17 protein-coding genes and 1 pseudogene are annotated in these 26541 nt (G+C 61.4%); 6 read left to right on the forward strand and 12 right to left on the reverse strand.

Features of this window, described 5'->3' with window-relative positions; genetic code table 11:
- Window positions 1–212: 212 nt before the first annotated feature.
- Window positions 213–467, forward strand: coding sequence for a hypothetical protein (locus tag ACOVQ0_RS09375; protein WP_421883372.1), 255 nt, complete (start codon window positions 213–215; stop codon window positions 465–467).
- A 204-nt stretch (window positions 468–671) separates the two neighbouring features.
- Here ACOVQ0_RS09375 and ACOVQ0_RS09380 read toward each other — a convergent pair whose 3' ends face one another.
- The 8 genes from ACOVQ0_RS09380 to ACOVQ0_RS09415 form a co-directional block, all read right to left on the reverse strand.
- Complete coding sequence (locus tag ACOVQ0_RS09380; RefSeq protein ID WP_421883419.1) at window positions 672–1586, reverse strand: formylglycine-generating enzyme family protein; 915 nt, start codon at window positions 1584–1586, stop codon at window positions 672–674.
- A gap of 162 nt (window positions 1587–1748) precedes the next feature.
- Window positions 1749–3500: a sulfatase gene (locus ACOVQ0_RS09385; RefSeq protein ID WP_421883375.1), complete on the reverse strand. Its 1752-nt coding sequence runs from the start codon at window positions 3498–3500 to the stop codon at window positions 1749–1751.
- Between the two features lie 86 nt (window positions 3501–3586).
- A complete protein-coding gene (locus ACOVQ0_RS09390) occupies window positions 3587–5503 on the reverse strand; it encodes a sulfatase-like hydrolase/transferase (RefSeq protein ID WP_421883378.1) in 1917 nt (638 codons plus the stop codon).
- Between the two features lie 32 nt (window positions 5504–5535).
- Entirely contained in the window at window positions 5536–6177 is a 642-nt protein-coding gene (gene maiA, locus ACOVQ0_RS09395; RefSeq protein ID WP_421883381.1) for a maleylacetoacetate isomerase, read from the reverse strand.
- On the reverse strand, window positions 6170–6859 hold the full coding sequence (locus ACOVQ0_RS09400) for a fumarylacetoacetate hydrolase family protein (RefSeq protein WP_421883422.1): 690 nt from the start codon (window positions 6857–6859) through the stop codon (window positions 6170–6172). The genes maiA and ACOVQ0_RS09400 overlap by 8 nt, the downstream gene beginning before the upstream one ends.
- A gap of 5 nt (window positions 6860–6864) precedes the next feature.
- Window positions 6865–7914 carry a gentisate 1,2-dioxygenase gene (gene gtdA, locus ACOVQ0_RS09405; protein WP_421883384.1) on the reverse strand — a complete coding sequence of 350 codons (1050 nt, stop codon included), beginning with the start codon at window positions 7912–7914 and terminating at the stop codon, window positions 6865–6867.
- Between the two features lie 10 nt (window positions 7915–7924).
- A complete protein-coding gene (locus ACOVQ0_RS09410; RefSeq protein WP_421883388.1) occupies window positions 7925–9613 on the reverse strand; it encodes a glycoside hydrolase family 3 protein in 1689 nt (562 codons plus the stop codon).
- A 205-nt stretch (window positions 9614–9818) separates the two neighbouring features.
- The gene (locus tag ACOVQ0_RS09415; RefSeq protein ID WP_421883391.1) at window positions 9819–12200 is read right to left on the reverse strand and encodes a TonB-dependent receptor; all 2382 of its coding nucleotides are present in this window, start codon (window positions 12198–12200) and stop codon (window positions 9819–9821) included.
- 286 nt (window positions 12201–12486) lie between these two features.
- On the opposite strand from ACOVQ0_RS09415, the gene ACOVQ0_RS09420 reads away from it, so the two are divergent.
- The 3 genes from ACOVQ0_RS09420 (at window position 12487) to ACOVQ0_RS09430 (ending at window position 16736) form a co-directional block, all read left to right on the forward strand.
- Window positions 12487–13836, forward strand: coding sequence for a spinster family MFS transporter (locus tag ACOVQ0_RS09420; RefSeq protein ID WP_421883394.1), 1350 nt, complete (start codon window positions 12487–12489; stop codon window positions 13834–13836).
- Between the two features lie 72 nt (window positions 13837–13908).
- Complete coding sequence (locus ACOVQ0_RS09425; protein WP_421883397.1) at window positions 13909–14970, forward strand: LacI family DNA-binding transcriptional regulator; 1062 nt, start codon at window positions 13909–13911, stop codon at window positions 14968–14970.
- A complete protein-coding gene (locus ACOVQ0_RS09430; protein ID WP_421883400.1) occupies window positions 14967–16736 on the forward strand; it encodes an arylsulfatase in 1770 nt (589 codons plus the stop codon). Before ACOVQ0_RS09425 ends, ACOVQ0_RS09430 begins: the two co-directional genes overlap by 4 nt.
- Window positions 16737–16739: 3 nt before the next feature.
- Here ACOVQ0_RS09430 and ACOVQ0_RS09435 read toward each other — a convergent pair whose 3' ends face one another.
- The 3 genes from ACOVQ0_RS09435 to ACOVQ0_RS09445 form a co-directional block, all read right to left on the reverse strand.
- Window positions 16740–17624, reverse strand: a complete 885-nt coding sequence (locus ACOVQ0_RS09435) for an aldose 1-epimerase (RefSeq protein WP_421883403.1) — start codon at window positions 17622–17624, stop codon at window positions 16740–16742.
- 67 nt (window positions 17625–17691) lie between these two features.
- On the reverse strand, window positions 17692–19425 hold the full coding sequence (locus ACOVQ0_RS09440; RefSeq protein ID WP_421883406.1) for an arylsulfatase: 1734 nt from the start codon (window positions 19423–19425) through the stop codon (window positions 17692–17694).
- A gap of 111 nt (window positions 19426–19536) precedes the next feature.
- Window positions 19537–22341 carry a TonB-dependent receptor gene (locus tag ACOVQ0_RS09445; protein WP_421883409.1) on the reverse strand — a complete coding sequence of 935 codons (2805 nt, stop codon included), beginning with the start codon at window positions 22339–22341 and terminating at the stop codon, window positions 19537–19539.
- Window positions 22342–22719: 378 nt separating this feature from the next.
- Between ACOVQ0_RS09445 and ACOVQ0_RS09450 the strand changes: the two genes are divergently transcribed.
- Window positions 22720–23769, forward strand: coding sequence for a LacI family DNA-binding transcriptional regulator (locus ACOVQ0_RS09450; protein WP_421883412.1), 1050 nt, complete (start codon window positions 22720–22722; stop codon window positions 23767–23769).
- Between the two features lie 144 nt (window positions 23770–23913).
- Window positions 23914–25653 (forward strand): sulfatase-like hydrolase/transferase, encoded by a 1740-nt coding sequence (locus ACOVQ0_RS09455; RefSeq protein ID WP_421883416.1) that lies wholly within the window; start codon window positions 23914–23916, stop codon window positions 25651–25653.
- Between the two features lie 101 nt (window positions 25654–25754).
- On the opposite strand, the pseudogene ACOVQ0_RS09460 reads toward ACOVQ0_RS09455, so the two are convergent.
- Window positions 25755–26490, reverse strand: a pseudogene (locus ACOVQ0_RS09460) (integrase core domain-containing protein); the annotation flags it as partial.
- Window positions 26491–26541: the final 51 nt, after the last annotated feature.

Genomic DNA, 26541 nt, shown 5'->3' on the forward strand with positions numbered 1-26541 from the left:
GGCCTGCCCAAGACCCGCTCCGGCAAGATCATGCGCCGCATCCTGCGCAAGATCGGTGAAAACGACATGTCGAATCTGGGCGACACGTCTACGCTGGCCGACCCGGGCGTGGTGGACAATCTGGTGGCGAACCGGCCACAATTGGCCAGCGCCTGAAATTTGGATAGAGGGCGCGTGCGTTAGTAATAAAATGCGCGCGCCCCTGCACTCCAATGACGGTCTTTCATCCCATGCCCAACGATATGAACGAGCATTTTGCCTTTTGCGTGCAGGTTCTGGGCGGGGCGACCGCAGCATCGCGGCGGTTGGGCATTGATGAGCGCGCCATCCGGCGCTTCATCAATGCGGAGCGCCCGGTCAGCGCTGGTCTGATGGAAGACACCGCAACAGCCCTGCGCAAGCTCATCGCAGATGCGACCGAGGCAGAACAAGGGATCAGGGCCGCGCTGGACAGCAACGCAAGCTGATCGTGTTCATAACGATATAGGAATAACATCCGGCGCGGCGCGATTTTTTGTCGCATCCTCTCCCAAGGCCGCGCCGGACGACTTGTGAGACTTTGGTCTAACGATTCGCCACACGACTGTCACACGAAGAATCCGGCGCGATGCAATTTGCGCCGAAGTGATGCGTTCACACCACACCACCCCTGTCAGTAATACTATAGTTAATCATACCCGCACGACGCAGCGGAAGCCGATGTGCGTGGTTGCGGTATCGACCATCTCGGGGTGACGGGCCGCCGGGCGATAACGCTGGCAATAGTTGGCTGCGCACAAATGCGAGCCGCCCTTGATCACCTTGCGCCCGATGCGCACGCCGGGCTGCGAGGGGTCGAAGCTGTCTTTCAGCTTGCCGCCGCGCGGATTGCTGAGCGCGCAGCACGAATCCTTCTTCTTCGGGCCTTGCGGCTTTTCATTCCACCAGTCGGAGGTCCATTCCCACGTGTTGCCGATCAGATCGTACAGGCCATAGCCGTTCGGGTCGAAGTTGCGGACGGGCGAAGTGCGCTCCCATCCGTCAAGCATCTGGTTGGCGAAAGGGAACAGGCCCTGCCAGTAATTGGCCATCATGCGGCCTTCGGGGGCGAGGTCATCACCCCACGCGAACTCTACGCCTTCCAGCCCGCCGCGTGCGGCAAATTCGAACTCGGCCTCGGTCGGCAAATCCTTGCCCGCCCACCTGGCATAGGCTTCGGCATCGGCATAGGCGACATGGACGACGGGGTGATCTTCGAGGCCTGAAAGATCGCTGTCCGGCCCCAACGGGTGGTTCCAGCAAGCGCCGAACGTGAAATGCCACCAGTTGCCTGCGTTGCCCATGTCCACCGGGCCTGCCGTCTTGTGGAACACCAGCGATCCGGCGCGGTCCATGCCGGGCAACATGCCGGGATAATCCTTTGGATCGGGCGCGATTTCGGCCACGGTGACATATCCGGTGGCCGCGACGAAAGCGGCGAACTGTGCGTTGGTGACGGGCGTTTCGTCGATCCAGAAACTGTCGACCTTCACCCGCCGCAAGGGCGCTTCTTCGGGGTAGAACGCTTCTGACCCCATCGTGAAAGTGCCGCCTTCGATCAGGCGCATTCCCGTGTGAAGATCGGTCATCGTCATCCCTTGTATCGGCCTGATATCGGCCAAAACGTATCAAACAAAAAAACGGGGAGACAGCAAGCCGCCTCCCCGTCCGAGTGCCTTATCGTCCAACTGCTTGAACGACGAGGGTGGATCTCAAAAAAGGATCAGCAATCAGTTCTTTGCCGATTTCGGCAGGCTTTTGATGCCGTGTTCGACGCTGTTGGTGCCTTGGCCGACGATCGGCGATGGAACGAACTTTTCACCCCGTTCGTGTGCCGCCTGCTTGGCCAGACTGTCGTTCACGATAGGGTCGAGCCGATCTTCGCGGTTGGGTTCGACCAGCCATTCATCGGGAAAAGGTGCCGCGCCGGTGCCGTTGCGATTGCGCCGCACCGCGCCGATGGACTGGCGCTGCGTATAGGGGATGACGTGCTTGCCTTCGCGGTTGGCCAGCTGGTCATACAGCGCCTTGCGCAGTTCAATCTTCGCTTCGAGGTACTTGGGGTCTTCGGCAAGGTTGGTCATCTCATCCGGGTCGGCAGCGACGTCGTAAAGCTCGTCGATGTCGTAGACGCCGTAGTATTGGATATACTTCAGGTTGCCGCGCTGGATCGCGAAGGTGCCGGGGGTCTGCGGGAAGGTCCATTCCCAGTAGTATTCATAGGTGAAGTCAGGCGCCTTCCAGTCCTTGGCGGCCTGCTTTCCGGTGATCAGCGGCCACGCGCTCTTGCCTTCGAACTGGGTGGGCTTGGCGGCCCCTGCCAGATCAAGGAACGTGGGCGCGAAATCGAGATTGCGGATAGCCCCGGTGTTGACGACGCCTGCGGGCACCGTGCCCGGCTCATACATCACCAGCGGCACCTTGACTGACGCTTCATAGGCGTTGCGCTTGTCGATCAGCCCATGTTCGCCCACCTGAAAGCCGTTGTCCGATGCAAAGACGACCAGCGTGTCCTTTTCCAGCCCGGCCTTCTTCAGATACTGCATGATGCGGCCAACGCTGTCGTCCACCGACGAAAGCGTGGCGTAGTATTGCTTCAGGTATTCCGTCATCGGCATGTCGGAATTGTAGAAGAAATCGATGCCGTGCCAGGTGTTGCGCTGATCATAGACCCAGCGCGGCTTGCCCTTGTAGTTTTCGGGCGTGTTGGCGGCGCTGGCGGGCAGCTTGAACTGGAAATTGTCGTACTGATGCGCGTGGCGCGGCGCGGGCAGCGGATCGGAATGGACGGCCTTGTGGCTGAGGTAGAGGAAGAAGGGCTTCTTTGAATCGCGCTCCTTGCTCAGCCAGTTGAGGGCGTAGTCGGTCAGCTCGTCGGTGATATAGCCCTTCTGCGGCACTTCCTTGCCATCGACGTTCAGCATGTGAACCGCACCCTTGGCGAAGGCTTCATCGCTGATGCCGGTGTTGGGGTAATAGTTGCCCTGCCCCTTGAAGCTGATCCATTTGTCAAAGCCGGGGCGCGGGTCTGGCGTGTCGTTGCCCATGTGCCACTTGCCGAGGAACGCGGTCTGATAACCCTGCCCCTGCAGATACTTGGGGAAGAAGGTCAGCCCCTCTTCGGACGAATGGTTGTTGTCCACCACGCCGTGGTTGCGCGCGGTCATACCGGTGAGGATCGTGGCGCGGCTGGGGCTGCACAGCGAAGAGGTGGCGCGGGTGTTGGGGAAGTAGCTGCCACCTGCGGCCAGTTTGTCGATATTCGGGGTCTTGATACCGGGCTGAAGGAAGCCAAGGCCATCGAAGCGCAGATCGTCGACCAGAATGAAGATCACGTTGCGCGGGCGTTCTGACGAGGGCGTTTGGGAAGCGGGTGCGGGCGTGGCGGCTTCCTGCGCCTGCGCGGCAAGTGGCGAAACGATTGCCGCGAAGGTGGCTACGGTGCCAAGAGCGAGCCTGCGGATGGAACGGTTTCCGGTCATCATCTTCTCCTCGAATTCTTTTTGAACATGCTTCGATTGTCAGGCGACCTCGATCAGACTGCGCTGTCAAAGTCGGGCAACGCAAATCAGTCTCTTGGCGAAGGTCCGTTCGTGCTTCCCCGGCTCAACAGAGCCTCAAGGTCGTAGATCGGTTTGGCCGGGTCATAGGTGCCTTCCAGCATCTGCACGGCGAACCGCGCGGCGTTGGGCAGGTATTCGTCCTTGACCGTGGTCAGCGCGCGAAGCTGATCAAGCGCAGGAGCCGCTGCTGGTCCCATGCGGGTCAGCACGTTCAGCGCCTGCAACCGCACCTTGCTGTGATAGGAAGCGTCCAGCATCTCGGCCAGAAGCGGGCAGGCCGTGGCGGCATCGCCGCTGCGGGCGAGCGCTTCGCACGCCGCAACGCGCACTTGCGGGACGGGATCGGCTTTTGCGATCTTTGCCAGAAGCGGCAGGTCATTGCCGAAAGTGCCCTGAACCGCAAAGCCTGTCGCCCCCCAGAAGCGCACCACCTCGTTACGGTCCTTCAACGCGGCGCGCAGAACGCCAGCCTTGCGCCGGTCACCGCGCGCGGCGACCTGCCCCAGTACCATCAGGCGCTTGAGCGGATAGGCACCGGCTACACGGCTGGGGACATAGCCTTCAAGCGTCGAGCCTTCGGGGATGAAGCCGTTGTCGTTGATGGCCAGCATGTGCGCGTCCAGCGCGCGGCGCATGGCCGCCATGCGAGGGGCTTGGGCGGAGCTTGCCGCAAGGTTCACCGTTTCGTCCGGGTCGGCTTGCGTATCGTAAAGCTCTTCGAAGGGGCGCTCTTCGAACAGACGCTGCTGCAGGGGCGAAAGTTTGCCTTCCATCCGCAGGCGGTCGATTTCCTGATAGCCCTTGGCCAGCCACGCGAAGGCCTGATTCTGCATCAGCGGCAGATGCGGCATGTAATTGCGGACATAACGCCAGCGGCCATCGGTGACGGTGCGCACGAAGTCATAGCGTTCGTCCATGCGGTTGCGCATTCCGAAGGCATACTTGCCCGGTGCCTGCGCGGCTGCCCCCAGAAGCGCCTTGCCCTGCATGGTCTTGGGAATGGGCACGCCGCCCAGCGAGAGGACGGTGGGGGCCAGATCGATGAAGCTGACCGGAGCCTTCACCACACTGCCCGGCCCGTTTGGCGCAAGGTGCGCCCACTTGGACGGCACGCGCACGGTGAGGGCGCAACGCAGCCCGGAATCATAGCAATAGCGCTTTGACCGGGGCAGGACGCCACCGTTATCGGAATAGTAGAAGACGATGGTATCGTCAGCCAGACCCGCCGCGTCGAGTTCGGCCAGCAGCTTGCCGACCTGCCCGTCCATGATCTCCATGCGGTTGTAGTATCCGGCGATGTCTTCGCGGATGACCGGCGTATCGGGCATGTAGGCGGGCACGCGGACCATTTCGGCTTTCACCCGGCCCGGCGTGGGTTTGAAATTCTGCGATTCATGCGTGGTCATCAGGTTGAACACCGCCATGAAGGGCTTGCCCTCTGGCCGGTTCTTCCAGTGCGCACGGGTGCTGCTGTCGTCCCAGATCGCCTTGGGATCGATATCGCAGTTGTAATCGGTCTTTACGTTGTTGGTGACGTAATACCCTGCCTTGCGCAGCAGATCGGGATAGCTGGGGAGAATACCCGCCGCCTTGGCATCGGCGCGCATGTGCTGTGCAGGCGCGCAGCTTTCGGGCAGGACGCCGGTCAGGATGCCGAAGCGCGATGGTGCACAGACCGGGGCGTTGGAATAGGCGTGGCGATACAGAATGCCCGCCTTTGCCAGCGCATCGATGTTCGGCGTGTGGGCCAAAGCATCGCCATAGGCACCGATGAAGGGATTGTTGTCTTCGCTGACGATCCACACGATGTTCGGGCGAGTACCGGGCGCGGGCTGAGCCATTGAGCGCATGGGAGCCGTGGCCGCCATTGCTCCGGCCCCCGCAAGACCGGTCTTCAGGAATTGGCGCCGTGTGTTCGTCATGGTCTTTTCGCCCTTCACTCTCCCGCGCTCCTTTATGCTTCGGCGTCGGGCTGCAATTCCGGCACGGCCCTGGCGAAAGCATCGAGCTTCATGCACGCCGCTTCTATCGCCATGATCCGCCCGAAATCGTATTTCGCGCCAAACCGCCGGGCGTTGCCGAGTTGCGGCACCAGCAGCACATCGGCCAGCGTCACCTGACTGCCGAAGCAGTAGGGACCGTCGTTGCCATCGATCAGGCTTGCGAAAGCTGCCAGACCGCTTTCGATCACTTCTGCGGCCCAGGCGTTTGTCGCCGCTTCATCCAGCCCGCGTTTGCGCAGCATTTTCAGAACCTTGAGGTTCTGCACCGGATGGATATCGCATCCGATAACCTGCGCCGCCGCACGAACCTTTGCCCGCGCGAGGGGATCAGCCGGCAACAGGGCGGGTTCGAGATGAACGTCATCAAGGTATTCGCAGATCGCCATGCTCTGCGTCAGCACGCTGTCCCCCACGACCAGCGCGGGCACGAAGCCTTGCGGGTTGAGCGCAAGGTATTCGGGCGCGTTCTGTTCGCCCAGCCGCAGATGGTGCGCGACGCCGGTCCACGCCAGACCTTTAAGGCCCAGCGCGATGCGCACGCGCCACGACGCAGTGGAGCGCCAGAAGCCGTGGAGGACAAGGGGCTCAGTCACGGGCGAGATCGCCGATGGTGACGGTGGTGTCGGTCAGGCCTGCGATCGAAACGACCAGCACATCGCCGGGCTTCACCGCGCCGACGCCCGCAGGCGTGCCGGTGTAGATCAGATCGCCCGGCTCAAGCCGGTAGCCTTTGGAAACATAAGCGATCACTTCGGGCACCGAGTGGATCAGATCGGCCAGATCGGCATCCTGCTTCACTTCACCGTTAACGGTCAGGCGGATCGAACCGGTCGCCATGTCGCCGGTTTCGGCAATCGGGTGAACAAGGCCAAGCGGCGAGGATTCTTCAAAGTTCTTGCCAGTGTCCCACGGACGGCCCTTGGCCCGGGCATCAAGCTGAAGGTCGCGGCGGGTCATGTCGAGGCCGGTGGCGAAGCCCATCACATGATCCAGCGCGCTTTCCACTGCGATATTGCGGCCACCCTTGCCGATCACGATGACCAGTTCGGCTTCGTAATGGTAATTGGCCGTCTGTGGCGGGTAAGCAATCGTCGAGCCGGAGGGCATCACCGTTTCAGCCCACTTGGTGAAGTAGAACGGCGCTTCGCGGTCCACTTCCACGCCCATTTCCTTGGCATGATCGGCATAGTTGCGACCGATGCAGAACAGGCGGCGGACGGGAAATTCGCGCCCGTCGCTCAGCTTGGCAATGGTGGCGGGCTGGGGATCGAACATCAGGGTCAAAGCAATTGCTCCCGGTAGAGATCGAGCTTCTGTTGCGAAGCTTTGTCGGAATAGGCGAACAGCACGAGATCGCTGCGCGCCTGAAACTGGTGTGTGGTCCACGAAGGGACGACCACGATATCGCGCGGGGTCAAAGGCAGTTCCTTTTCACCCAGCAGCAACGTGCCTTCGCCATCCACGACGACGAACACGGTGCCGTCGGTCGATCGGCGCGGGCGGGTTTCAAAGCCTGCGGGCAACTGGCGAACATGCGCGGAAATGGTCGAGAGCACCGCGCCGCCGTCTGCCGGGTTAAGGAATTCCAGCGCATGGCCAAGATGCGCGTCGATATCGGCACTGGCAGCCAGCGCCGAAAGCGCGGGGCGCCAATCGGCATGGCGATAATGGAACAGCGGGCGATTGGCCGGGCGACGATCTGCGGCGCTGCCGCTCAACGGACGCATGTTGTGGCCATAGCGCGTGAGCGTATCGCCGGGAGGCGCGGTTTCAGGATGGGCGGCCACATCGAGCCTATCGGCAAAGCTCGCGTCGAACAGGCGCACGGTCGGGATATCGAGGCCATCGAGCCAGATCATCGGCTGATCCGTCTGGTTGCCGTGATCGTGCCACTGGCCCGAAGGCGTGAGCACGAGATCGAACGGCTCCATCACCGCCTTTTCACCATCGAGCGCGGTAAAGGCGCCGCTGCCTTCCATCACGAAACGCAGCGCGTTCTGCGTGTGGCGGTGGCATGGCGCGACTTCGCCCGGCAGGATCAGTTGCAGGCCGGCATAGAGGCTGGGCGTGATCGCGGACTGGCCGGGAATACCGGGGTTTTCCATGATCAGCACGCGGCGTTCGGCCTGTTCGGCGCTGATGATATCGCCCGCGCGCAGCAGGAAATCGCGCACTTCGCCAAAGGTCCAGCGCCACGGCACAGCGGGCGAAACCGGTTCGGGCGTTACCAGTGCGTGCAGGCTTTCCCACAAGGGGGTGAGGCTAGTGGGTGCCATATCGGCATAGAGCGCTTCAAGCCGGGCGCGTTGATCGTTTGGCCGCGAAGTCATCGCCTCTCCTTCAGTAGCGAAGTTGGTCCTGCCCGCAGAAGGGGTCAACCGGGCTTTTCCCGGTGAACGGCACGTTCCCGGCAATGCGGCGCGCGACCTCTTCCTGCACCGGCGCGATGGCGCTGTAGGCATTGATGCAGGTGGCCATCTGCGGCGCATCGTAAAGATAGTAGGGCTGGCCGAACGAGAGCAGCGCGGTGGGGATTTCGCGCGGGTACTGGTTCATGGCCTTGCGCATTCCGCCGTGCAGCTTCACGAAATCAAGATAGATCCGCGATGCGCTTGGCGTGGCTTCCTGCCCGACAAGGTAGAGCACCAGATCGGTATCTTCGCGCGTGGGCGGCAGATCGGTATCGTAAGGCCGCATCTGGAAACCGCGCTCCCGCATGGCTGACAGGAACGGTTCGTAGCTGCGCGCCAGTGCGCCGTCCCAAAAGCTGTAGCCCTCTTCCGCGAAATAGACGACGCGGGCGTGCGTTGCAGGGTTGAGCGGCAGCAGCCCTTGCGCGTCCTTGACCATCGTGACCGACTGGCCGCAAGCCGCCTGCGCGGCTTCGAGATGGGCGGGCGTGCGCAGCTTTTCGCGCATGTCTTCCAGCGGCAGCATCCGCGCTTCGGGTGCGCGTTCGTGCAGGCCAAGCCGGGCCTTGAGCGACAGGATGCGGGTTACGGCTTCGTAAAGTCGCGCTTCGGAGAGTTTGCCGTTGCGCAGGCCATCCAGCATGAAGCCGTAATCGCGTGCGGGTGCACGGCTGAACAGGAACATGTCGCACCCGTTCTCGATCACGGCGGGCACGGTTTCGGAACGCTCCATCCAGCCGGTCAACCCGCCCATGCCGGTAGCATCGGAAATGACGAGGCCCTTGAAGCCCAGCTCATCGCGCAAGAGATCTTGATTGAGCAGGCGCGACACCGTTGCGGGCTGGAACGCCTCACGCCCGGCATCGGGCATCCGTGCGCGGATATAGGCGGGTAGCGCGATGTGGGCGGACATCACCGTCATCACGCCCGACGCAATCATGCGGCCATAGATGCGCCCGAACAGCGCGTGCCATTCGTCCACGGACAGTGGATTTACGCTGGTGACAAGGTGCTGGTCGCGATCGTCAAAACCATCGCCGGGCCAGTGCTTTACGCAGGCGGCCACGCCTTCTTCCTGCAAGGCATGGATATAGGCGAGCGCCTGCGCGGTTACCACTTCGGGATCAGACCCGAACGAGCGCGTGCCGACAATCGCGCTGCGGAAGGCGTGATTTATATCGACCACCGGGCCGAACGACCAGTCATAACCCAGCACGCGGCTTTCGCGCGCGACCAAACGGGCAATGGCATCGGTCGTGGCAAGATCATTGCACGCGGCAAGGCCCATGAGATTGGGCACCGCCGTGGCGAACGGATAGCTGATCGTGCCGCCTTCGATATCACCGGTGAAGATCGGCGGGACGGCAGATTGTTCGACCGCCGTCATCGTGGCGCTGCGGAATGCGGCAAGATCGGTCGTGGGGAAACGGTTGATGCCGCCGGGCTTCAGCGCCAGCAGCGGCGCCAGTTCCTCGGCGCTGTCTTGCGAAGTGGAGAAGACGAAAAGCTGGCCGACCAGTTCTTCGACCGACATGGCATCGCGGGTGCGTTCGACCCAGGCCTGGGCCTCAGCGCCAAGAGCAAGCGGATCGGGCAACGTGGTCTGGCTTTCGGTCATCGTCTCACGCTTTTGGAGGTCGGAAGGGCACTCGACAATATCTCACCGCTGCCGCGCGCCCGGAACCATGACGTGGGAGACTCGCCGGGTTCCGGGGCTGGCAGGGCACGTATGGGGCACGCCCCGCCGCGCGACAGTCGGGAGACGATCCGCGCCGAAGCGCGGACCGGGGTGGCGGGCCAGACAATATCCGGCCCGGCCATCATCAGAAGCGGACGCCGATGGTCGCACCGAAGTAGCGGCTGGAGTCCTTGTTGTAGGTGCCGACCAGATCGAACGGGTTGGCCGTCGTCGACATCAGCGAATTGTGGCCGATGCTGGTCAGGTAGTTCGTGTCGAACAGGTTCTTTGCGAACACCGTCAGGCTGTAACGGTTGTCCGGCGTCGAAATGCCGACCGTCGCGTCTACCAGAGTATAGGAGGGCTGCACGGTGAGCGGGTCCTGCTCGGCCGTGAAGTTCTGCTCGCTGGTAAAGTTGACCGCAACCTGCGCGAACGCATTCAGGCTTTCACCTTCGTAGTCGTAACGCGGCGTCACGTTGATGCGCCAATCGGGGCTGGCCTGCAGCGAACGGTTGCGCAGGTTCTGCTGCGGCGTTGCACCGGCTGCAGTGCGGTAGCAGATGTTGATCGGCGTGCCCGACAGGACCGGAGCGGCTGCCTGCTGCTGGATCGGGCAGTTCAGACCATTGATGTTGATGCGCGACTGAGCATAGGTGACCGCTGCGTTGACCGAGAAGCCATCGGTTGGACGCAGGGTGGCTTCGATTTCGAAACCGCGCGAACGCGACGAACCTGCGTTCGTGGTCACGAACTGGATCACACCGGTCTGCGGATCGGAACGGTTGGCCTGAACCTGCAGGTTCGAATAGTCCGACTGGAACAGAGCCGCAGCAAAGCTGAGCGAACGGTCTGCCGTGCTGCCCTTGAAGCCGATTTCATAGGCGTTCACCCATTCAGGCTGCACCGCACTCTGGTTGGCAAGGTCAGCCGAGATTTCCATCTCGTAGCCCAGCCCCTTGTAGCCACGGGTGTAGGTTGCATAGACCTGCGCGTTGCGGCTGAACTCGTACTGCAGACCGGCCTTGCCGGTAACTGCCGTGTCGCTGGCCGAGAACGTGCCGCTGACCGGGGCATTGCCAGGGAATACATTGTCGCCAGCCACGATCGGAGCAGTGCGGGTGCCGCTGTTGGTGCCCGTTTCATACTGCACACGAACACCGCCGATGGCACGAAGGCCGCCGGTGATCAGGTAGTCTGCCTGGGCGAATGCCGCGATGCTGTCCTGCTTCAGGCGAATGCGGCTGGATGACGACTGCCACACGACATTGGCCGTTGCGCAGGGCTGCCCCACCACGCCGGCGGTGCAGCGGGCGCGGCGACGGTCGAACGGACGCACGATGTCGCTGTGCATATAGAATACGCCAACGACGTAGTTCAGGTCATTCTTGCCGTTGCTGGCAAGACGCATTTCCTGGCTGATCGCTTCCAGATCGACGATGCCGTGGTTCTGGTTCCAGAAGGTATATGGCGCAAATGCTGCCGTGCCGAGAAAGATCGGCGATGTCGAATTGATGCGGTCGATCGGCTGGTTCACTTCCAGATCGTACTTCTGGTACGCGGTAAGCGAGGTCAATGTTGCAGCGCCAAGATCCCAGTCAGCCTGCAACGAATAGGTCTGCGACTTGCTGTTGGCATAAGTATCGCTGTCTTCGTTGATCGTGCGATTTTCGCGGCTGGCATCAATCGGGCCAACGACCTGCTGCAACAGCGGATTGCGGATCGCGATGAGCGTCGAACCGCAGCAATCCGAGTTCATCTTGCGATATTCGCCGGTCAACAGGATGTTGAGCGTATCGGCCGCATCCCACTCCAGCTTGCCGCGAACACCCCAGCTTTCGGTGCCGTTCACCCACTTGTTCGTGCCCATGTTGTAGGTCACGCCCTTGACGTCATTATAGAAGCCAGAGACGCGCGCGCGCACGCTATCGGTCAGCGGGGTGGAGAACGTGGCGCGAGCACGATATTCATCATGCTCGGCAACGGTTACGTCGCCCTTGAATTCCATGTCATTGGAAGGACGCGCCGTGGTGACGCTGATAACGCCGGCAGAAGCATTCTTGCCGAACAGGGTGCCCTGCGGGCCACGCAGCACCTCGACGCGCTCGATGTCGGCCAGATCCGAGAAGCCCTGCGCCGCACGCGCAGTAACCACACCGTCAACAACCACCGAAACCGAGGATTCAACACCCTGGCCAAACAGCGCGGTGCCGATGCCGCGAACGCGGAAGCTGGTGTTAGTCGGGTTCGCGCCCTGCTGATAGGACAGCGACGGGATCGCCTGGACCAGCGAATTGGTGTCATTGATCTGGCGCTTTGCAAGGGCGTCGGACGTAACGGCGGTCACGGCCAGAGGCACGTCTTGCAGACGTTCGGCGCGCTTCTGCGCGGTGACGACGATTTCGCCGGGCGCAGTTTCGACGACAGCTTCTTCAGCCTGCGCAATGTCCTGCGCAAAAGCGGTTGCCGGGAATGCGGCAGCAGCGCCAAGCGCGATCGCCGACGCAAACGAGGTGCGGAAAAACATACAGGTACTCCCCCGTGAACATGGCGGGAGCACCTCGCGCGCCCTTCGCCACAACCAAGCCCAGCCGGATACGGCCGAGCAGACTCGAAAATTCGTTTAACGCTAAACACCGATTCCGAATGCAAGGTCAAGCAATGAAGTTTAGCGCTATTCCAAATTAGCCGAACGCTGTGGCAATTCCGCCACAAGCCCTTGCGAACGCTTGACACCTGTCGGACACAAGCGCATTTTTAGCGTTAAACATGCCGCATGACGGCTTGGGAATTGGCGAGGGGAATTGGCCGATATGCGCGACCGTCAGCTTGCAGACATGGACACGCCCGACGCGGGCAAATGGCCTTCGCCATCGAAGGCATGGTTCGCTGCGGGTATGCTCGCGCTTGCCAATACACTGGCCTTCGTCGACCGTCAGGCGCTCGCTCTGCTGGTGCAGCCGATCAAGGAAGACCTTGCCGTCAGCGATACAGCGATGAGCCTGCTCTACGGCCTGAGCTTCACGATGTTCTATGTGGTCGTCGGCATCCCGGTAGCCCGCCTCGCAGACCGCGCGAACCGGCGCAATATCGTGGCAGGGGCGATTTTCATCTGGAGCGTGGCAACCGCGCTCTGTGGCCTTGCGCGCGGCTTCGGCACGCTCTTTGCCGCGCGGATCGGCGTTGGCGCGGGCGAAGGCGGGCTTGGCCCGGCGGCCTATTCGATGCTCTCGGACTACTTTCCCAAAGAACGGCTGGCATCGGCGCTGGGCGTCTATCAGATGGGCATCTATGTGGGCGGTGCATCGGCGCTGGTGCTGGGCGGCCTGCTTTCAACGGTCGTTCCACCTTCGAGCGATGTGGCTTTGCCACTGATCGGTTCGGTACGCGGGTGGCAACTGGTGTTCCTGATGCTCGGCCTGCCGGGTGTGCTGCTGTCGCTGGCGATGCTGCTGGTGCCAGAACCGAAGCGCATGGGCACGGGCCGCAGCGATCCCAGCCCGTCGATGGGTGAGTTGTTGCGCCACCTCAAGCGCCACTGGCAGGCCTATTTCGGCATTGGCATCGGCTTTTCGCTGATGATCCTTGTCGGCAACGCCACCGGCGCTTGGATTCCGGCATTCCTTCAGCGCAAGTACGGGCTGACCACGGCGGAAATCGGCAGCACCTATGGCGCGATCACCGCGATTTGCGGCGTTGGCGGCACGCTGATCGGCGGATTTCTGGCTTCAGCCCTGCGCCGTCGGGGATACGAACGCGCGAATCTCCATGTTGCGCTGGTAGGCTTCACACTGTTGATCCCGGTAACGTCCACCTTTCCGCAAATGGCCGATTACCGCGCAGCACTGGCGCTGATCGGGGCCATGACCTTCCTTGCCGGGTTCAACTTTGGCGGTGGGCTGGCCGCTTTGCAGGAACTGACCCCCAACCGGATGCGCGCATCGGTTTCGGCAGGATACATGCTGCTGGTAAACCTGATCGGCGCTGCCGGGGGCCCGTTGGCCATCGCCCTCGTCACCGATTACGTGTTTGCCGACCCGGCGCGGTTGCCCGATGCCATCTCGATCGTCTGCGCAATCGCCTCCCCGCTATCCGTCGTCGTCATGTTGATCGGGATGCGTGGCTACAACCGCGCCATCGCGGCCGGTCTGCCATCGACCTGATCCGTATTCCGTTTCGGCCCCGCCGCTGTAATCGTGCGGCGGGTGTACCAGATGCTGCCGGAGACAGGTGACTTGGCAAAGAGTCCGCGAAGAAAAAATCAGGCCATCACGATCGAAACCGTAGCCCGCGCGGCCGGTGTTTCGGCGATGACGGTTTCGAACGTGCTCAACAATTCCAAGCCTGTACGAGAAGCCACGCGCGAAGCGGTGATGCAGGCTGTGCGCGCGCTGAACTATACCCCGAACCTCGCCGCCAAGGCGCTGGCCGGAGCAGACACCACGCGAATCGGTCTGCTGCTGAGTCGCGACGACTTTTCGTTCATCAGTTCGGTGCTGGGCGGCGCGGTGGAGGCCACCAGCGCACTGGGCGCGCAACTGATGACGCGGCGCCTGGGCCGCCAGTTGCACGAAGATGTGCTCGCTGCAGTTCTGGATGTGGTTTCAGCAGGCGCGAATGCACTGGTCCTGCCGGGTCTTTACGCCGGCATCCTTCAGGACGAACTGTGCAGCGGATTGGTTAATGTGCCGGTGGTTGCCGCATCTCCGGGCGATGAACTTGACGGGGTTTGGTCGATACGCATCGACGATGAGATCGCCGCTCATGATATGGCTGCCAGCCTGATCGCGCTGGGCCACAGGCGCATTGGTTTTCTGCGGGCCGAACACCGGCATCTCGTTCACAAAACGCGCTTCGCCGGATATGCGCGCGCGCTGCAGGAAGCTGGGCTGACGCTCGATCCCTCTCTGGTCGTTACCAGCGCGCTGTCGTTTGACGCGGGCATAAAGGCGGCAGACGCCTTTCTTGACAGACCTGACCGGCCAACCGCGATCTTCGCCAGCAACGACGATACCGCATCGGCGATCGTGGCGATGGCGCACAAGCGCGGGCTGCGTGTGCCCGAAGACCTTTCAGTGGCCGGGTTCGACGATAGCGCGCTGGCGCTGCGCATGTGGCCAAGGCTCAGTTCGGTTCGCCAGCCCGTGACCGAAATCGCCCGCAAGGCCACTGAACTGGCGATCAATCTCGCGCGCCTTTCCGGCGACCTGCCCGCCCACCGCACCGATATTATCGACCATACAATCGTGATGCGCGAATCCACTGCGCCACCGGCAGAAGGACCTGTCTGCACATGACTTTCCGCAATCTTGCCCGCCCGATCCTTGGCGCTCTTGCCGCCACATCGGCACTGGCATCACCTGCATGGGCAGCACCAGCCAAGGACAGGCCCAACATCGTGGTCATCGTGCTGGATGACGTCGGCTTTTCCGACATCGGATCGTTCGGATCCGAAATTCGCACACCTGCGATCGATGGGCTGGCGGCGCAGGGCCTGCGCTACAACCGCTTCGATACCAAAGCCGTCTGCACGCCCACGCGCGCAGCATTGCTGACCGGACGCAATCCGCAGACCGTGCACATGGCCGATCTTCCGGCTGCAAAGCTGAACCCGGCTGACATGACGCGCGACCGTGGCGAACTGGCGCACAATGCGCAGACCATCGCGCAAGTGCTGCGTGGTGCGGGCTATCAGACCATCGGCCTTGGCAAATGGCATCTTGCGCCAGAGCAGGAAGACGGCACGCCGGGCAAAAACGCATCGTGGCCGCTGCAGCGCGGTTTCGACAGCTTCTACGGCTTCTTCCTCGGCTGGACCGACCAGTACCATCCCAAGCTGATCGAAGGGAATGGCCGCCTGCCCTCGCCCAACCAGCCCGGCTATCACTTCTCCGTCGATATCACCGATCGCGCCATCGCGGCCCTGCCCGCGCCCAAACCGGGCGAGAAAGCCGCGCCGAAGTTCGTCTACCTTGCCTTTGGCGCAGGCCATTCACCCATTCAGGTGCCACGCGAATGGATCGATTCCTATGGCGGCGTATACGAAAAGGGTTGGGACGCAATGCGCGAAGACCGGCTTGCGCGGCAGAAAGCGCTGGGAATCGTGCCCGCGAACACCATGCTACCCGAACGCAATCCCGGCGACCGGGCGTGGGCCGACCTTACCCCAACCGAAAAGACCGTGTTCGCGCGCTTCATGGCAACTTATGCAGGCTTCGTTTCGCACGCCGATGCGCAGATTGGCCGCCTCGTCGATCACCTCAAACAGACCGGCCAGTTCGAAAACACCGTGATCGTGGTGATGAGCGACAATGGCGCAGCCTCTGAAGCCGGGCAGAAGGGCAATTTCGAACGCCTCTATGCGCCAAACAAGCTGACGCCCGAACAGATGCTGGCGCGGATTGACGAACTGGGCACGGACAAGACGCAGTCCGAATATCAGCGCCCTTGGGCCATGCTGGGGTCCACGCCGTTCCGGCGCTACAAGGTCTGGCCGCAGCTTGGCGGCGTGCGCACGCCGCTGATCGTTTCATGGCCCAAAGCGATCAAGGATCGCGGGGCAATCCGTTCGCAACTGGTTGACGTGACCGATCTGGCCCCGACCTTCGCCGAGGTTGCCGGCACGCGCTTTCCCACCAAGGTCGGCAATGTGGCCGAGCTGCCGGTGGCCGGAAAATCGATCCGCGCGACGCTGGCATCTGCCAAGGCGCCGGGGCGCAAGGTCCAGTATTTCGAACTGCGTGGAAACCGCGCGATCACCAGCGGCAAATGGCGCGCGGTGGCGGTTCACAAGCAGATGACCGATTTTGAAATCGACGTGTGGCAGCTTTACGATACGCAGACCGATTTTTCGGAAAGCACCGATCTTGCTGCGAAATATCCCGCCAAGGTCGCCGAACTGAAGGCACTGTGGTGGAAGGAAGCGCGCAAATACTCCACGCCTGCACTGGCCGAAGCCCCGGAAGCCTTCCGCCTTCGTGAACGCTTTGACGACAGTCCCGAACGTCAACCACTGCCGAAGCACCTGCAACCGGCAGACCCGAACGCGGCTCCGGCGGAGTGAAGCCTAAAGCGCCGATACGCTGAACAAAACCTCGGCCACCATCTCCTCGTCCGGCTGCAAAATGTGCATCGCGTGCTGCGCAGCCGGGCAATTGAGCGGATCGGTAGAATGGCTGACCGGCTCAACGCAGAAGAAATCGGCATCAGCAGGCGTATAGACCACCGTGCAACCCAGATTGGCCGAGGGCCGCATGGTGATGCGGATACCATGTTCAGGCTGAACGATCTCAAGGTCGCCCTCACGCCCTTCATAGACGGTATCGACCACACGGCTGGCAATCGGCTGTCCGTGCCACCAGTCCTGCGCTGTCGGTTGATCCTGCCGGCCGGTGGGAAGCCCGCTGGCATCCACCAGCCATTCCGTGCGGTGCAAGCCACGATAGAGCGTGCGCGCCTCGCGCGGGAAATAGGGGTGGAAGCCAAGTCCGGCGGGCATCGGCGTGTCATCCGCGTTAAGCAGTGCCAGACGCATGGTGAGGCCCGCGGGCGAAACCGCAAAAGTCTGCCGCGCCCGATATTGCCACGGCCAGCCACCGCGCCGATGCACATGTTCGATGGCGATCTGACCATCGGCGCAAGGGACCGCAGCCCACGCACTCAACCACCCGAAACCGTGCAAAGGATTGGCCGCATCCACCGAGGACATATTGGGCGCGATCGAAACTTCGTGTCCGGCAAAGCTGAAGTGACCCGCCGCGATACGATTGGAAAACGGCACCAGCGGAAAGCTGGCCAAATCCAGCGGTGACAGCCCACACGCACCGCGCAGCACAGGCACGCCGTTCCACTCCAACCGCCCGATGCCACCGCCGCGCTCGGGCAGGACTTCCAGCAGAAAGCCGTCACCCTCAAGGATCATCGAAGTGTTTGCGTCGGCTGACAAATCCATTCCCCCGCCTGATTGCTCTGGAGGGGAATAGGCAAGCACCGGCACGGCGTAAAGTCGGGGGCAATTCCTACCGGTCGGGTATCCGCATGGTGGGCTGATTGTACTCCTCGTTCAACCGGCAGATATTGGGCGCTGGTTGGGAAAGTGGAACGCCGACATGGCGCAACCATTCCCGTTGCCACAGCACCTTCATGCGCTCGACGATCTCGGGATGTTTCGCGGAAAGATCAGCGCTTTCGGAAAAATCAGCCTCGGTATCGAACAGTTGCCATGCGTCCTGCGCATATTCGTTGGCGCAGTTGTGGATGGCCACCGCACGCCACCGCCCATCGGTGATCGCCCGATGCCCGCGCAGTTCAAAATACTGCCGCGTCCGGCCCTTGGCCCCGGCATCCCGCAACATCGGCAGGAACGAACGCCCGGCCACCGGCATCTGCGCAACCCCGCCAGCAGTGGCGGGAAATTCAAGCCCTGCAGCGGCGAGCAGGGTCGGCCCAACATCGACCACATCGACCAGTTCACGCCGGATACCCCCGCCGTGCTTCACGACGGACGGCCACGATACGATCATCGGCGTGCGCACGCCACCAAGGTAGGGAAACAGCTTGTAACGGCGGAAAGGCGCGCAACTGGCAATAGCCCACGGGCGCGGATATTCCGCCTGCGTTGCCGCGGTTCCCATCTCGCCCAGTCGCTGCCGCTGCTCTCTCACAGGGATGGTGTTCGGGCGATAAAGCTCTGCGAAGAACCCCGCCTGCCCCGCTTCAGACGCTGCGCCGTTATCTGACAGCAGAACAACCATCGTGTTTTCGGAAAGGCCCTGCTGCTCAAGCGCAGTCAGCAGGCGGCCGATCTGCGCATCGGCATGTTCGATGAACCCCGCGTAAACTTCCATATAGCGCGCGAAGACCGCGCGTTCATCATCGCTCAGATCGTCCCACGCGCGGTCATCGCTTTCACGCGGGGGCAGCACGGTGTCTGCAGGGATCAGCCCCATTTCGCGCATCCGCTTGAACCGCGCCAGCCGGATCGCATCCCAGCCAGCATCGTACTTGCCGCGATAACGATCCGCCCATTCGCTTGGCACCTGTATCGGCGAATGGGCGACCCCCAGCGCAAGCTGCAGGAAGAACGGCTTGGTGGCAGTGCGATTGGCGATCAGATGGATGGATTTGTCGATCAGGTCAGCCGTCAGGTGATAGCCCGGCGGCAAAGGGGGATCGATGTAGTCGTCGTTTTCAACCAGCGCGGGCCGATACTGGTCAGTCCAGCCCCGCGCAAAGCCGTAGAAGTAATCGAAGCCCCGCGCACGGGGCCAGTTCGCGCGCGGCGTGCCAGGGGCGAGTTGATCCAGCGGGATCAGGTGCCACTTGCCCACCGCCCACGTAGCATAGCCGTCATCACCCAGCACTTGCGCAGTGGTGCGAATGTTCGTCGGCAGATGATAGGCGTTCGGCCCGAAATGGCGGCCATTATCGCCCCACGCAGTGTCGGGCACATCGGGGAAGTTGACCGTATGCCCGTTCCGTCCGGTCAGCAGCGCGGCGCGGGTGGCAGAACACACCGCCTTGGAATCGAAACGCGTGAAACGCAGCCCTCGCGCAGCCAGTTTGTCGATATTCGGCGTGGCGATTTCGCCACCGTAACAACCGAGGTCTGAGAACCCCATGTCGTCCAGCACGATAGTAATCAGGTTCGGACGCCGTGAACCGGATGATCGCGCGGCAACACCGGTCACGCCCGAGAGGGTCGATGCGGCCAGCAACCCGGCGGCGAATGTACGGCGTGTGATGCTGGTCATGGCTGCCCCGCAAGCAAGAAAAGAAGTGCGGGCAGTTGGAGGGAGATCGCAACTGCCCGCTTCGGGATGGACGGCAGCCCGGTCCGGCTGCGTCCATCCCGAAAAGGCACGTCAGAAGCGGAAGCGTGCGCCGACAAGGATCTGACGACCGACATCGAAATAGTCTGCCGGAAGATCGCCCAGAGTCGTGCGGGTCTTGTCCACGTTGTCGAGCACGTTGGTCGCTTCGGCGATCAGCGAAACCTGCTCGGTCACGTTGACGGTCAGGTTCACGTCAAGGTTGCCGCGCGGGAGCGTGGTGATACCCAACCCGTTATAGCCACCCGGCAGGCCAAGCGACACGAACTTGTCGCGCCACGTATAGGATGCGCGCAGGGCAAAGAGGTCATCCTCGTAAAACCCGCTGATGTTGTAGTTGTTCTTCGAGGCCGCCGTGAGAACCTGCGGATCGGAGTTCGAGATGTATGTGTAGTTCGCCTGAATGCCGGTGTTCGCCAGCGGCCCCGGCAGAAACGTGAAGATCTGCTGGAAGCCCAGTTCGAACCCCTTCAGCGTTACGCCCTTTTCATTGGTCGGGCGGGTGCGCTGAAACACCTGATCGCGGGTAACGCTGGTGTTGGTGGACGCGGTGAAGAACGTTGGCTGAAGGATGACCGAGTCCGTCGTCGGGCGCACCAAGGTAGCGAGCTTCTTGGCGAAGAGCGCCACGGTCAGCGTCGTATCGCGGTTGGGATACCATTCGACCGTCGCGTCATAGTTGGTCGACACGAACGGTTCGAGCGCCGGGTTGCCCGATGTCATCGTATAGTTGCCGCCCCCGCCGGTGATCGTGGTGGAGGGCGAAATCTGGGTGAGTGACGGACGGCTCATCGTGCGTGAAAATGCCGCGCGGAAAACCCAGTTGTCGTTCGGCGCGAACTTGAAGTTCGCCGACGGCAGCCAGTTGGTATAACTGTTGCGCGCCGCAATCGCTCCGGCAGGCGGCACGGTCACGGTGCCGCCCGTTTCCACCTGAATGATCAGGCCCGACAGGTTCGGCGCAAATCCGTTTGCAATCTCGCGCGTATTGACCACGCGCAAGCCCACATTGCCGCTGAACCGGTCATCGTCCGAGGCGAAATCGGCCTGGATGTACCCCGCCATGATGCGCTCGCGCACATCGACGATGCTGCTGGGATTGGCCTGGATGGCTCCCGGAACCGCAGCCAGCTTGTCACGCGGCACGGCAGCAAGCAGCGCTGCGGTATCAGTGGCGAGCCATGTCGTCGGGAACGGCTGCGTGCCGTTGTACGTCCCGAGGAATTCGCCCTTCGCCGCCGTGACAACCTGATAGAACGAGCCGAGGCCGAAACCACCCGTCTTCGCCGGAAGGCCCGCAAGCCCAGCCAAAGCCGCGGCGGGCACGACCAGCGTGGTCGCATCGGCATAGGTCTTGCGCCACGAGGCCACGCCGCCAACCGACACACGCTTGAGGAATGAACCTTCAAACTCGCGCCGCAGATCGGCCTTAAGCTCCTGCACCTGATCGCGCGTCTTGCGACCGAACGCGCCGTTCAGGCTGGCCACGGTGCCCTGCGTCGGATCAAGATAGCGCGCCTGCGATGCAGGGGTAAGCGCAATGCCGCAGATGTCCTGCCCCGGCTGGCAGTTTTCGGTAACATCGAAACGCTGAATCTGCGCAAGATTGAGGTTATCGCCGGTCTGCTTCGACTTGGAGTAGGCGTAGCTGAGGTTGGCCGACCAGCTTTCACCGGTAAATTCGCCACCCACCTTGCCGTAATAGGTCTGCGCGATCGAATCGTTGATGCGATCATTGGCGCGCACGTCGGTGTTGGTCAGGCCAAGCGAGGTTACGAATGGCACGCCCGACGCCAACTGACGCGGATCGATGCCGTCGATCGACAGGAACTTCGTGCTTGAAGGATCGAACACCCCACCGCGCGCACCGGTAAAGATGTTCAGGTTCTCAAGGCTTTCAACGTTGATGTCGAAACGCGAATAGAAGCCTTCGGCATAAAGCTTGAGACTATCGGTAGCCTCGAACTCCACGATTCCGGTCAACACCGTGCGCTTGCGATCCTCACGCGCAATCTCGGTGCGAATCTGGCTGGGAATGTTGAATCGGTCGAGCCGGTCACCGTCACCGTTGATATCCTGCCCAAGCGTGGCTTCGGGCGTAGTCGACCAGCCGACATTGTTGACTGCGTGGGTTTCGGTGCGGTCCCGGCTGTAGCCGCCGCCTACCAGCACGCCGAGGCGCCCATCCAGCAACGTCGTGGACACCAGGCCCGAAAGGCGTGGGCTGATCTTGCCGGCATTGGAATTGCGAACGCCGAATGCCGACCCCACGATCATCGTCTTGCCAAGTTCGAGCGGGCGCACGGTCTTTACGTTGATCGTGCCGGAAAGTCCGCCTTCCTGCATATCCGCGGTCTGGGACTTGGTAACTTCCAGCGTGCTGACAAATTCGGTGGGTAGCAGACGGAAGTCGAAAGCGCGGCTGATATCGCCGCCAGCACCACCGCCGCGCAAATCGACGCTGGCCGACGACAGCGTGCTGCCGTTGAGCTGAACGCGCGTAAAATCGGTCGGCAGGCCGCGAATGCTGACGCCCGTGCCCGCGCCGCGCGTGCGGGTAATCTGCACGCCGGTGATACGCTGGCTTGCATCCGCAACGTTTTCGGTCGGAAACTTGCCGATATCTTCGGCGGTAACCGCGTCTATCACGCTGGCTGCTGCCTTTTTCTGCGCGGCAGCAGATTCAAGGCTGGCGCGAATACCGGTCACCACGATGCCACCCTCTTCGGCGCCTACTTCGGCCCCGCCCTGGGCCTCCTGCGCCATCACTGGCGCACCTGTCGCAGCGACAATGGCAATCCCGCCCAGAAGTGCGGCCTTGACGTGAATTTTCCTCATGATCCTGTCCCCGTTTCTACAATCAGCGTGCAAGCGCGGGCGCGACCCACGCCCAATGGATCAGCAAGAGACAGCGATTGAGGAGAGCAAGCGCGTCCTTCGAATGGACATGCTGCGGCACTTTTCGGCAGACCGTGCGACAACGGCCAGCTCGACACCCTCAGAACGCTGGCCGACAGCCAACCCCGCCATCCACTGCAACCTTGTCTCCGCCCGCAAAGGCGACAGTCGCATATGGACAACGTTGTCCAACTTCTATTATGCATTGACAGCGCCGTCAACACTGACAATCACTTTTGCAGAACGACGCATCGGACATGTGCTAGTGAAGCCCGCGGAAAGACCGGGCTGTAATGGGAAGGGGCGTTCGAAAAACTGATGGCGCGCGCCACGATCAAAGACATTGCAGCCAGAGCAGGCGTATCGTTCAAGACCGTCTCGCGCGTCTTGAACGGCTATACCTCAGTGGCTGAAGACCTGCGCAAACGGGTCGATCAGGCGATGGTCGACCTTGATTACCGCCCTAATCAGGCAGCGCGCCAGATGCGCGGGCGCAAGGCTTTTGCCATTGCCCTCGTCCCCGCCCTTCGCCACCAGATCGACGAAATCGGGCAGGATCGGCGGATGCCTGGCTATATCGGCGATGTCATCGCCGGGGCCTTGCAGGCTTGCCAAAAGGCCGATTACCGCCTGCTGATCGAAACGCTGACTGCCCCGGAAGAGCCGCTGTGGCGCGAAGCATTCGAACGCTTTCTGGATTGCACGCGCGTCGATGGCATCATGCTTGTGCCCCCACTTTGCGATGATCCCTGGCTGCTGGATCAGTTCGCCACGCGCGGGATCCATGTTGCACGCCTTAACCCCGGCACAAGACTGGACGAAGGTTTCTGCACGGTTATCGATAATTACGCTGCCGCCCGCGCGGTCATGGCCCATCTGGCCGCCAAGGGGCATCGCCATATCGCCTTCATCAAAGGTCCGGCAGATCATCGCGCACAGGCCGAAAGGACGCGCGGCGTGCTGGAAGGCGCAGCCGAGATCGATGACATCAGGCTTGACCTGAAGCAGGGCGATTTCCTGTTCGGGTCCGGCCTTTCCCTCGCCCGCAATCTGCTCGAACAGCGTGACCGACCTACTGCCATCTTTGCGGCTAACGATGAGATGGCGGCCGGGGTGCTGGCAGCAGCGGTCGAGTTAGGATTGAAAGTGCCTGAAGATCTTTCGATCATCGGCTTTGGAGGGTTGCTCGTCTCAGAGATGACCTGGCCGCGGATGAGCACAGTTTATCAACCTACGATCGCGATGGCCCGGGAACTGGCAAACCTGCTGATCGAAGCTGCTGGGGACGATTCCGCCTGTATAGCACGTTTCAGAATAGAACCATTTCGTCTGATTGAGCGGCAGTCCGTAGGCTCTACTCGCACATAGCAAGGAGACTTGCGATACATCGATCGCAGCTTGCAGGTCAGATTTCCTTTAAAGTGAGGCATATGACAACCCTGTCAAAACACTGTTGACAGCAAGGCTATGCTGGACAACGTTGTCTATATAATACGCCTTAGGAGAGCGATCGTGTCCTCGATTCTGACAACAGCACGCCGTGCTGCCATTGTATTCGGCTTGCTCGGCAGCACCGTACTTACCGGGACAGGTGCACACGCTGGCGATATCATCGGCAAAGTAATCGGGGCCGACGGCAAGCCTCTTTCGGGTGTATCGGTTACTCTCGACGACGCGATGCGCGCAGAAACGACCGACAGCCAAGGGCATTTCCGATTTGATCGTGTGCCCGAAGGCAGTGTCACCATTAATCTGAACGCCATGTTCCGTGCGACGCAGCACCTCACCGTGGATGTGCCCCTCGCTGGCGAGGTAGAGATTGCGGCACAGATGAAGCCCAATACCCTGTTAGCACGCGCGGCGGCGCTCAACACGGAACCTGCAGTCGAACACGCCGCACAAAAGCAGACCTATCTCGCGGGAATCAAGAAGACCGCACAGGCTGGCAAGGCGCCCAACATCGTGATCATGTTTTTTGATGACTTGGGGTATGGTGACTTGTCTGCTTACGGCAATCGGCTGATTTCGACCCCCAATATCGATGCGATGGCTACACGCGGGGCGAAACTCACCCAATCCTACTCTTCCTCACCGGTATGTACTCCCTCGCGCGCCGCCCTGATGACGGGACGCCTGCCTGTTCGCAGTCACGCTCAACACCACGTCTTTTTCCCAACAGGGCACCCGGTCGCCACGATGCGCCGGTCACTCGGCTGGGCCAATGCCTTGCCGCGCGATGAAATCACGATGGCGGAGGCTTTGGGCAAGGCCGGATATACCACTGGCGCTTTCGGGAAGTGGCATTTGGGCGATGTCGTGGGTAGCAGGCCAACCGATCTCGGCTTCAACACCTATTACGGGGTGCTCTATAGCAACGACATGGCGCCCTTGGCGCTATATCGCGGTACCAATGCCGAAACCCCACCCGATCAGGTTGTTCAGGGCAAGCTGAACGAACGCTTTGCCGATGAGGCCATTAAATTCATCAGCGCCAGCAAGGACAAGCCATTCTTTGCATACGTGCCATTCACTGCACCGCACTGGCCGCACCATGCCAATCCTGACCGCGCCGGCAAATCGGCCGGTGGCGAATATGGAGACGTAATCGAAGACCTTGATGCACAGGTGGGTCGAATAGTGGCTACCCTCGACAAGGAAGGGCTATCCGAAAACACCATCATCATTATTACCAGCGACAATGGCGGCGATTATGATGGTGCTGTATCCGATCTACGCGGCCGCAAGGGCGAGACGTGGGAGGGTGGCCAACGTGTCCCGCAATTCGTCGCCTGGCCCGGCGTGGCTCGTCCCGGCAGCGTTATCGATGGCATGACAATGAACATCGACATGTTTCCAACCCTGCTCGCTGCCGCAGGTGTTGCACTCCCCACAGACCGCGTGATCGACGGCAAGGATATTCGCCCCCTGTTAAGCGGACAGGCACAATCGCCCCATGATGCCTTGTTCTATCTCACCACGTGGTCCGGGAACGTTTCTGCGGTTCGCAACAAGGATTTCAAATACCGAGAAGTGATCGAAGATAACTCTCCACTCGGCGTTGTGCGAGGTGGTGCTGGTCATCCCACCCCACCTGCCTTGTATGATCTTGCCCTCGATAATGAGTCCCACAACACGATCGCACGACATCCGATGATCGCGGAGCAGTTGAAAAAAGCGCTGGATACCATGCGCGATCAGTTGTCCATCAATCCACGCGGATGGACGGCAGAAGCAAAAAAATCAGCCAAGTAATACCTTGCAGATGACTTGAGCGCCGTTGACTCCGTCAATTTCATGCAGAACTTGTTCTATTCGAACGTACTGACGTGCCCCCCACTTTTCACCATCTGGGATTAGAACCGGGCCGTTTTGTTGCGCATGAGTGCCAGGGTAAGCAATGGCCTGTGCAGCGGAACCCGCAGGGTATAGCGGAGCAGGCCATTGCTTGTGCAGTTCGGCGACAAATGCCACCGGGGTTTCGTAGCCTAGGGCTGAGTGTGGACGTTCGTGGTTGTAGCCCTCCATCCATGCCGTAATCTGGACACGGGCGTGGCCCACGCTGAGAACAAGGTCTCGTTGAGCAGTTCGTCGCGCACGCGCTTGTTGAAATTCTCGAAGTAGCTGTTCTGCATCGGCTTGCCCGGCGCAATCCTCTCGCACCATGCGAGCACAGCATTGGACGTCAGCTCAATGCCATTGGCGCTGACGATCATGCCCGGCTTGCCCCCGTTCAGCGATCAGATCGCCAGCTCGCGTACGAGCCTGCGCCCTCAGACCGAGGTGTCCGACATTGCCAACAGGCAGTCATCGCTGATGTTCAGGCCCTGAAATCGACGGCCTGACGCGAGCTGATCGTGCACGCGAGGTTCCATCGCTGGTTGGACGGCGCCAAGACAGAAGCTGGCGTCCGTGCACTAGTGGCACGACGCCGATTGCGCCGCCGTCGAACTGCAAGCTTCTCCTCTTGGCAGAGCCGCTGGGTCGTCTTGCAATTAATCATGATACCCACCCGCCGCAGCAGGATATGCGGACGGCGATAGCCGAACCGGCGCCGCTGCTGGCCAATTCGCGCAGCTTCGACCGGACCTTGTTGAAGGACAGTTCACAGGAGCCGTAAGGCGACATCTACCTTTACGATTT

The sequence above is a fragment of the Novosphingobium sp. genome (assembly GCF_049240505.1).
Classification (GTDB): domain Bacteria; phylum Pseudomonadota; class Alphaproteobacteria; order Sphingomonadales; family Sphingomonadaceae; genus Novosphingobium.